The following is a 9,179-nucleotide window of genomic DNA, read 5'->3' as shown; positions in this document are numbered from 1 at the left end:
AACGCCGCCTCGTTCGAGGCGGGGCTGTCTTCGCCCATATGTCGCTTCGCGACGGGGCTACGACGGCGCCAGATCCGAAAAAGTCCGGGCGGCGATTGCAATGAAAATCCAGCTTCTCGAAATCGTTTTTTTTGCGATTGGCCGACCTGGTGGTTACAGCGGGGCGGCCGCACCCGATCCCATTCCGAACTCGGCCGTGAAACGCCCCAGCGCCCATGATACTTCGTCTCAAGACGCGGGAAAGTCGGTCGCTGCCAGGTCTGCCAATCGCAAAAAACCAACGGTCTCCTTCTTCTCAGCCACGCAACAAACGCCCCGCCCGGATACCATCCGGCGGGGCGTTTTGCGTTGCAGAACCCCATCGCTCGGCATCGACCCACAAGCAGCAGACGACGCCGGCTCGAACTGACGATCGACGTTGAGGCAGGAGCCGGTCTGACGCGTTCGTCTGACGTCCCGCCGTATGGTTCTGGCGCAGTTCGATCCGGCCCGGACGCCGGCGCACCGGGGCGGTGATCGGCGGTACAGAGTCGCGGGGCTGTCGCCGACGAATGCCTGAGGGGCTGGATCATCGGTGAACGGATCGGCGACGAAATCCAGCTGACCTGCCAGTAAACTTTCATCCAGTGCGATTAGAGGCGGAGATGCGACGCCCCCATTGAGCGAAAGGTCGGAGCCGGTTGCGGTGAGGGTTCCGGTAAGAGCCGTGGGGGCTTCGTGGCCGACTTTTTGCGCCTGCATGGCCGAACCGCCCGCTGGACCGCGGGCTCTGCAAAGCACTGATCATCACCCGCGTCAGCCTGCCGTGCGGCGCCAGCGTGGCGATCGAGCTCGTCAGGGCGCATCGCAACTCTCGCGTCGACGCCGATCCTGAGCGCATCGGTCCGGATCGGCGCCAGAAGGGCAGCTTCGGCTTCGGTACGGGCGTCCATGCCTGGACAAGGAACCAGCACGGGGCTGCTAAAGGCCGTCTGCCCGCTCGAAGCTCTCCTGTCCGCCTGGGAGATCGCACCCGCTGCGTCGCCACCGACGCTATGCGCCGGTCGCGACCTGCGCAGCCTCGAAAGGCTACCGTTTCGTGACTTTCCCGTCGAAACGAATGGCGTCGAACGCGATTGATCTTGCCCCGGCCGCGGAACGCCGGTGGCCGGCCGGGAAGCTTTCACGGGTCCGCAGAGTTACAGGGTGGCGCCCATCATCAGGCGGACGATCTCTTCGTCATTGGTCTCGGACGGCCGTCTTTCGCCGCCGATGACGCCGCGCGCCAGGACGATGATCCGATCCGCCGCGGCGAAGATGTCGGGCAGGTTGTGGGAGATCAGGATGATGGCGACACCCTTCTTCTTCAGCCGCTCTATGAGCGCCATCACCTCGCGCTGCTCGGGAACCCCGAGCGCGGCCGTCGGCTCGTCCAGGATGACGAGCTTGGCCTGCCAGTGGATCGCCCGCGCGATGGCGATCGCCTGGCGCTGGCCGCCGGACATGTCGCGGACGGGAGCGGTCGGATCGGGCACGACGATCCCGAGGCTCTTGAGAACCTCGACGGCGGCATTGCGCATCGACTTTCGATCGAGAACGGGGATGCCTAGAACCCGCGTCGTCTTCTCGCGGCCGAGATAGAGATTGAGGCCGGCGTCGAGATTGTCCGCCAGTGCGAGATCCTGATAGATCGTCTCGATCCCTGCCCGGCGAACGGCTTCGGGGCTCTTGCCGGTGAGCTTTTCGCCGTCGAAGGTGACTGTCCCCTCGGTCGGCTGATAGACACCCGAGATCATCTTGATGATCGTCGACTTGCCGGCGCCGTTGTCGCCGGCAAGCACCACGCATTCGCCGGGATGGACCTCGAAGTTCACGTCCTTGACGGCTTCGATCCCGCCGAAGCGCTTCTTCAGGCCGGTGGCGGTGAGAATTGCAGTCATGACAGCTTCCCCGTCAGCTTGTCCCTCGACTGGTCGACGAGCACCGCCACGATGATGACGAGGCCGACGGCGACGAACTGCCAGTAGGGAGGCAGGCCCGAGAAGACCAGTCCGAACTGGATCACCGCGATGATGAAGGCGCCGATCACCGTGCCGATCACGGTTCCCTGGCCGCCTGTCAAAGAGGCACCACCAATGAACACCGCCGCCACCGCATAGAGCAGGATCGGCTCGCCGGCATTGGCAGCCCCTGCAGAGAACCGTCCCGTGTAGACCAGCCCGCCGATGCCGGCGGTGATCGCGGAGATGACGAAGAGCATGACCAGATGCTTCTTCACGTCGACGCCCGCGCGCTCGACCGAGGCCCGGTTGGCCCCGAGCGCATAGGTGTGGACGCCGAACTTCGTGTAGGTCAGAAGGAAATGGCATGCGGCGGCGAGCACCAGCGCCAGCAGCACCGGGACGGGAATGCCGAGAATCTCGCCATTGCCGAAGCTCCGCGCCTCCTCGCTGCGGATCGACACCGTCGCCCCGCCCGCAACGATCAGAGCCACGCCCCGCGCGATACCGAAGGTTCCGAGCGTCCCGATGAAGCTCGGCACGTTGAGCTGCGCGACGAGCCACCCATTGACGAGACCGACGAGGACGGCCGACAGAAGCCCCGCCCCCATCGCCAGGATGACCACGAGCCAGCCGCTCTCGGGGCCGATGATCCGGATGACCAGCGCCATCACGACCGCGGCCAGTCCGGTGGAAAAGGCGATCGACAGATCGATGTGGCCCGCCACCACGACCAGCGTCAGCCCGAGCGACAGAAGCAGGATCTGCGAGGCCGCCACCGAGATCGACTGGATGTTGTAGATGCGGAACAGGAATGTCTGTCCCGTCTCCATCCGGGCGTAGATCTCGAAGAAGCCCAGGATGAGGACGAGGAACAGCCACGACCATGCGTTGAGGAGGGACTTCACGAATGAAGCCCCCTTTGAGTTCGTAGTCACGGTGGAGGTCACTCGGAATAGATGAACTTGGCGATGGCTTCGTCGTCGACATTGTCGGCGTCGATGACCGTGAAGCCGGTTCCGATCGTGGTCGGAACGGATTGGCCGGTCAGGACGGCATAGGCGGTCATGACGCCGTAATAGCCGATCTCCGCGGGATGCTGGGCGATCGCAGCATCGACCACGCCGGACTTGATGTTGTCGACGATGCTGGGCGGCGCGTCGAAGGCGATGACGGTCACGTCCTCCGACTTGTTGGCGCCCGCCACGCCGTTGCCGGCGCCGATGGCCGAGAACAGGTTGGCGCCGAAGACGCCGGCGATGTCGGGATTGCGTGCCAGGACGGCCTGGAACTGCGATGCCGCGAGCGAGGCGTCGTTCTCGTTATACTGGGTGTCCAACACCTCGATGTCGGGGAATTTACCCGTCATCTCGGCCTTGAAGCCTTCTTCGCGCTGATCCGTCGTCGAGATGCCCGGCCGCACGTTGGAGATATAGACCTTGCCCTTGCCGCCCATGTCTTCGGCCATGGCACGGGCCGCCATCCGGCCGCCCAGGACATTGTCGGACGAGATCGAGGAAACCGGGAAGTCGCCGTCGCCGCTGCCGTCCTGATATTTGCCGTCGTCGATGAAGGTATCCACGGTGACGACCGGAATGCCGGCTTCGTTGGCGCGGCGCAGCGGCTCGATCATCTGGGTGGCGTCGGTCGGGGCGATCAGGATGGCGTCCGGTCCCCGGGCGATCACGGCATCGAGCACAGGCGTCTGCAGAACGGGATCGAACTCTTCGGCGCCTTGGAAGTCGACGGTGATGCCGAGCGCCTTGGCGGCGGCCTGGGCGCCGCGATTCATGGTGATGTAGAAGGCGTCGGTGGTCAGGCCCGGCACCAGGGTGATCTTGAAGTCCTTCTTCGCGCCGTCCTGGGCGTGGACCGGGGCGCTGGCCACGGCGCCAAGCAATGCCGCGGCGAGCGCCGCGGACTTGAGCAGATTCTTCATCGATTTTCCTCCCGTTGAAACTCGGCTCCTCCACGAGCCATCCCCTCCGTCCCTGTAGCCGCAGGCGATTGCCCATGCCGCGCGGAGACGAATTCGACGGGGGCGATGTTGCCTAACCGACGGAGGTTCGGCAAGAAGAAAATAACGGAAATTTATTTCTGGAAAGATCGAACGATGACCAGACGCCCTCATGGTGCCAGCCTGCTGAACCGCAGCATGATGCATGCGGCCGCAAGGCTGCACTATCTCGACGGCATGTCGCAGCTGGAAGTGGCGCGCCGGATGCAGGTCTCGACGGCGACGGTCTCGCGGCTTTTGGCGCTCGCCCGCGAGGAAGGGATCGTGCGCATCCAGGTCGCCGACCTGGAGGAGACCGACCAGATCGGCGACACGCTCTGCCGGCATCTGAAACTGCGCGCGGTCCACGTTCTTGAAAGCGGCAAGGCGGCGGCCTTGTCGTCGAAGGTCTGCGGGCTTCTCAGCGGCGCCGAGCTTCCCGCCGGCGCGACCATCGCCATCGGCTGGGGACGCACCGTGCAGAGCGTCATCGCCGCCGGACTGCCGAAGATCCCCGGCGTCGTCGTCGTGCCGACGACGGGCGGCATGCACGAGACGGCCTCGCACTTCCAGATCAACGAATTCGCCCGCACGGCCGCCGAGCAGATGCAGGGCGATGCGTGCTTTCTCTATGCACCGTCGATCGTCTCGCCGGAGTTGCGCAAGGTCCTTTCGCGGGACCGGGATACGTCGCAGATCCTGCGCCACTGGTCGCGGGTCGATGCGGCGATCCTCGGCATCGGCGACTTCCAGTTCGCCACCAGCCATCGCGATTTCGCGTTCGAGGACCTCGGCACGGACCGCGTCGTCGGGGACGTCGTGCGCCATTACTTCGACGAGGACGGCGAGGAGGTTCACTGGAAGGGCCAGGAGAACCTGATGTCGATCAGCCGCGACCAGCTGCGCCGGATCCCGCTCAGCATCGGGGTTGCCATCGGCAAGCAGAAGGTCCGTGCGGCGATCGGCGCGGCGCGGTCGGGGATGATCAACGCCCTCGTCACCGACACGCGCCTCGCCCGCGGGATGCTCGAGGTCCTAGAGCAACCGTCGTCCAACAGCGGCTCGGAGGAATCCCCGCCCGCCTCTGACTGAAATATATTTCTGCAAATAATTGTTGTTTTCTGCAGCTCTCAAAGCTAGAGATTTTCGCGAATTGGGAGGCGCGGGAACGAACGCATCCCGCGGCGAGGAAGAACGACAGTCATGACGGCAGGTCCGGACGTGGCCCCGACACCTGCAGATGCGGGCATCCGGGTCGCGGCAGGACGCCAACGATTGCTCGGGCTTCGAACGATGGCGGCGCGCTCCGATCGCGGTGCCCCGGCTCGCCTATGAGACATGTTCGCAAGACGGAGGATCATCGCGAATGACCACGAAGATGACGACGGCGGAACGCCGCGGCTATCAGCAGATCTGCGGCGACAACGGCCTGATGATGGTCGTCGCCTGTGATCAGCGCGGCGGCATGCGCAAGGTGCTGGCGAAGACGCCGGAGGAACAGGCCGCGATCGACGAGGCCATGCTCGGCACCGTCAAGGCCGGCATCGTCCGGCATCTTGCCAACAAGGCGTCCTGCGTCCTCCTCGATGCGGTCTGTGCGGTGCCCCATGTCGTCGACGAGGGCGTCCTGTCGCGCGACACTGGCCTTCTCGTCGGCCTCGACGCCTCCGGCTGGGACACGGACGCCAACGGCTATCGCATCTCCAAGCTCGTACCAGGCATCGATGCCCGCCGCTGCCGCGAACTCGGCGGCACCGGCGCCAAGCTGATGGTCTATCTCAGGCCCGACCGTCCGGAGGCCAACGACGTCAATATCGGCATCATCCGCGATTGCATCGCCGATTTCGCCCGCGAGGACCTGCTGCTGGTGGTCGAGATCCTGACCTATCAGCTCGACGGGGAATCGGACGAGGCCTATGCGGCCGCCTTTCCCGAGCTCATCGTCGAAAGCGCCCGTATTTCGCTCGAGCTCGGATCGAAGGTCTTGAAGCTGCCGTTCCCGGGCACCGCCGATGCGTGCCGCCGCATCACCGAGCTTTGCCAGGGCGTTCCCTGGGCGGTCCTGTCGGCGGGCGTCGACCACGAGACATTCATCGGCCAGGTCGCCACGGCGATGGAAAACGGTGCGTCGGGCGTGATCGCGGGCCGGGCCTTGTGGAAGGACTGCATCTCCCTCGATGCCGAAGTCTGCAAGACCCGCCTCGAGGAAATCGCCAGCAAGCGGCTGCGGCAGATTCAGGACGTTCTGGATGCGCACGCGCCCGCTGCCTGAGACGGCGATCGGCATCGATGTCGGGGGAACCCGCATCCGGGTCGCCCGCATCGACGCCTCCGGTGATCTGACGGCACGCGTCATCGAGCCCGTGCAGCCGGATCGCAGCGGCTTCGTCGCGCAGTTGTCGCGGCTCGTCGGCGGGTTTCGCACCGACGGCGACGTCGCGGTCGGGATCGGCATTCCCGGCCGCGTCCTCGGCCATCGGGGCGAGATCGTATCGGCCGGCTATCTCGACATCGCCGGGCTCGACCTGCCCGCGCTGATCGCCGCCGAGACCGGCTTGCCCGCGCGGATAGAAAACGATGCGACGATGGCACTTCTGGCCGAGGCGAACGCCCGTCGTGGCGATACGAGCGGCCTCACCTTCATGGTGACCGTCGGCACCGGGATCGGCGGTGCCGCGATCGATGGCGGCGCTCCCTGGTACGGCGGTGGCATATCCGGCCAGTTCGGCCACATCGTCGTTGCCGAGGCCGGACCGAGCTGCAATTGCGGACGCACCGGCTGCGTCGAAACCTTCAGTTCCGGTACCGCGTTGGGTCGCCTCATCGCCGAGGCTGGACTGGACGCGCAGACGAAAGCCGAAGATCTGTTGGTCCGGGCCGAAAACGGTGAGACCGCGTGCAGCGACCTCTTGGCGCGCTGGGCTCGGCCTTTGCAGCGGGCGATCGAAACGCTCGTCGCGGTCGCCGATCCGCAGCTCGTCATCGTCGGGGGAGGGCTCGGCGGCGAGATGGTGCGGGCGCTGGAGCGCCTGCCGAAACGCGGCCGCTGGTTCGCCATGCCGGTCGAGGCCGCCCGCCTCGGCGACGACGCCGGCGTGATCGGCGCCGGGCTTCGGGCGCTCGCTTTGCCGGCGCCGGAATAGATGCCCGGGTTTCGCCGCCGCCATTGCGAAGCCGGATGTCCCGACATCGAATTCGCCGGTCCGACGAGGAGCCAGACATGAAGCAGGCGATCATCGTCAACGGCGTTCCGGCCAGCGGCAAGTCGACGGTCGGTGCCCATCTGACGCGGGCGCTTCTCGATGCAGGCCTTGCAGCCGTGCCGCTCGGTCTCGACGTCGTCAAGGAAGCCCTGTTCGTCGAGGTCGGCATCGGCGACCGCGAGCACAACAGGATGCTCGGTCGGGCCAGCTATCGGGCGATCTTCGACACCATCGCCGGCTTCTCGTCCGAGCTGCTTCCGGTCATCGATGCCTGGCACGGTTTCCAGCCCCAGAGCGTCCTGAAGGACCATCTCGCGCGGTCCGGGATCGAACGCGTGGTGGAGATCTGGTGTGCGGTTTCGCCCGAGACCGCCGCGGGCCGCTATCGCGCCCGCACCGGGACCCGACATGCCGGGCATTTGCCGGCAGCCTATGCGGACGAGCTCTTCGAGCTGACGAAACGCGCCCGCCCGATGGCGCTCGGGCCGGTGGTCGAGATCGATACGGAACGTCCCTGGCAACCCGGCATCACGGCGCGCGTCCGCGAGCTTCTCGAGCAGGACGGGTATGTCCCGACGGCCAGCGCATCTTCAGATCCTATCACCGAATAGAAGCGAAAGCCGGCCCCTGCTGGCGGTTTGCGGATACGAGGTCGGAGCTTCCGGCAAGACGTGGGAAGCGCTTGGGTTCCGCTTGGGCGCGCGGTCGAGCGGGGGGCCGATCCCGGCGCTCCACGGCGTCGTCAGGTGGCGTCGCTAGGATCTGATGCGCTGGATCTGCGGAATTGCGGATCGAGCCTCGCCATCTGGTCCGGCTTTGCGCTGGCGCGGCAGCCCCAACCGGCGCCGCTTCGAGGCCTGCTTTCTCAGCGCCACACAAGGGAGACGACGTCGGTTAAATCTTCGTGACGATGCCATGCAAAGTGTGCACGTCTGATGTGCGATTCACTGCTCTAGTTTTGTGCACTTCTGCCGAATATATGAGCGTCACGAGGTTGAGACATCCCCGCCGAGGCGGCCATGCCCCGACCTGCGCACCGTTAAAAACCGCAGAATTTCCAGGGCGAGCAGCGCGCCACAGAGCGCGCCGTGCTTCCTGGCGTCGAGGAGACACCCCATGTTCCGCAATTTCGCAGACCGCATCAAATCCCTCCGCAGCACCCGCAGCGACATCCGTCAGCTGCAGATGATGGGCGACCGTGAACTGGCCGACATCGGCGTCATGCGCGCCGACATCGAGCGTGCCGTTCGTTTCGGCCGCCGCTGAGCGGATCGGCCCCGGCAGGCCGCGCGCCCGCCGGAGAGTAGTAGAGTGCCGTTTCGGGCATTCGCCCAAAAGCGCTCGTTCCCTGGAGGAACGGGCGCTTTTTTCGTCTGCTCCCACATATCCGCCGTTTCCGCACGGTCGATTCCCTCAGCGCACGGGGCCGAGTGTGGCGCCGGTTGCGGATCGAAGCTGCAGGGGCACCACCTCGAAGACGTGGTTCGGCGAGCCGGCGGCCGCCCAGACGGTGGCGAACTGGAAGAGATCCTCGTCCATGTAGACGGCGATCTGCGAGGTCGCCCCCAACGGCGCGACGCCGCCGATGGCAAAGCCGGTGACCTCCCGCACATAGGCCGCATCCGGCCGCTCCAGCGCTTCGCCGAGCGCCTCCATCATCGTTGATTCCTCGACCCGGTTGGCGCCGGAGACGAGGAGGAGATGGGGCTTGCCGCTGTCCTTGCCGCGAAACACCAGCGACTTGACGATCTGGCCGACCTGCGCGCCGACGGCCTCGGCCGCCTCTTCGGCCGAGCGGGCGGATTTTTCCGTCCTGACGATCTTGACCTTCAGGCCCTTGGCTGCGGCAGCGTCGGCGACCCGTTGAACGGCGGGGGGATGGGGTTCTGTTGCCATGTCTGGTCTCCTTGGCTTTTGGGCGACGTCTACCGCGAAACGACCACCAGCGAAACGATATGGCGGGCGCAAATGGGTTCACCTTGAACGGCGGTGGCCGACAGG

Annotated in this window: 9 protein-coding genes and 1 rRNA gene; 6 read left to right on the top strand and 4 right to left on the bottom strand. The window is 65.6% G+C overall.

The genetic code is table 11. The annotated features are described in order from the left end of the window. The first annotated feature begins 145 nt into the window (after window positions 1–145). Window positions 146–260 (top strand): 5S ribosomal RNA (gene rrf, locus GTK09_RS10120). A 918-nt stretch (window positions 261–1,178) separates the two neighbouring features. Here rrf and GTK09_RS10115 read toward each other — a convergent pair. From GTK09_RS10115 to GTK09_RS10105, 3 genes are read right to left on the bottom strand one after another with little or no spacing between them, the layout of a single operon-like run. Beyond that, on the bottom strand, window positions 1,179–1,919 hold the full coding sequence (locus GTK09_RS10115; protein WP_163463027.1) for an ATP-binding cassette domain-containing protein: 741 nt from the start codon (window positions 1,917–1,919) through the stop codon (window positions 1,179–1,181). Beyond that, window positions 1,916–2,887, bottom strand: a complete 972-nt coding sequence (locus GTK09_RS10110) for an ABC transporter permease (protein WP_163463026.1) — start codon at window positions 2,885–2,887, stop codon at window positions 1,916–1,918. The genes GTK09_RS10115 and GTK09_RS10110 overlap by 4 nt, the downstream gene beginning before the upstream one ends. A gap of 38 nt (window positions 2,888–2,925) precedes the next feature. Further along, a complete protein-coding gene (locus GTK09_RS10105) occupies window positions 2,926–3,918 on the bottom strand; it encodes an ABC transporter substrate-binding protein (protein ID WP_163463025.1) in 993 nt (330 codons plus the stop codon). Window positions 3,919–4,092: 174 nt separating this feature from the next. Here GTK09_RS10105 and GTK09_RS10100 point away from each other — a divergent pair, with 174 nt between their 5' ends. From GTK09_RS10100 to GTK09_RS10080, 5 genes are all read left to right on the top strand, one after another. Continuing rightward, the gene (locus tag GTK09_RS10100; protein WP_163463024.1) at window positions 4,093–5,067 is read left to right on the top strand and encodes a sugar-binding transcriptional regulator; all 975 of its coding nucleotides are present in this window, start codon (window positions 4,093–4,095) and stop codon (window positions 5,065–5,067) included. Between the two features lie 274 nt (window positions 5,068–5,341). Beyond that, window positions 5,342–6,247: a tagatose-bisphosphate aldolase gene (locus GTK09_RS10095; protein ID WP_163463023.1), complete on the top strand. Its 906-nt coding sequence runs from the start codon at window positions 5,342–5,344 to the stop codon at window positions 6,245–6,247. Then, a complete protein-coding gene (locus GTK09_RS10090) occupies window positions 6,225–7,118 on the top strand; it encodes an ROK family protein (protein WP_163463022.1) in 894 nt (297 codons plus the stop codon). The genes GTK09_RS10095 and GTK09_RS10090 overlap by 23 nt, the downstream gene beginning before the upstream one ends. 77 nt (window positions 7,119–7,195) lie before the next feature. After that, on the top strand, window positions 7,196–7,789 hold the full coding sequence (locus GTK09_RS10085) for a P-loop nucleotide/nucleoside kinase family protein (protein ID WP_163463021.1): 594 nt from the start codon (window positions 7,196–7,198) through the stop codon (window positions 7,787–7,789). Between the two features lie 505 nt (window positions 7,790–8,294). After that, window positions 8,295–8,444, top strand: coding sequence for a YjiS-like domain-containing protein (locus GTK09_RS10080; RefSeq protein WP_163463020.1), 150 nt, complete (start codon window positions 8,295–8,297; stop codon window positions 8,442–8,444). A 147-nt stretch (window positions 8,445–8,591) separates the two neighbouring features. Here the strand turns inward: GTK09_RS10080 and GTK09_RS10075 are convergent, their stop codons facing one another. Beyond that, window positions 8,592–9,074 (bottom strand): YbaK/EbsC family protein, encoded by a 483-nt coding sequence (locus GTK09_RS10075; RefSeq protein WP_163463019.1) that lies wholly within the window; start codon window positions 9,072–9,074, stop codon window positions 8,592–8,594. Window positions 9,075–9,179 lie beyond the last annotated feature (105 nt).

It is taken from the genome of Jiella pacifica, assembly GCF_010500815.1.
Lineage (GTDB): Bacteria > Pseudomonadota > Alphaproteobacteria > Rhizobiales > Rhizobiaceae > Jiella > Jiella pacifica.
This window is presented reverse-complemented; position numbering and strand designations above follow the sequence as displayed.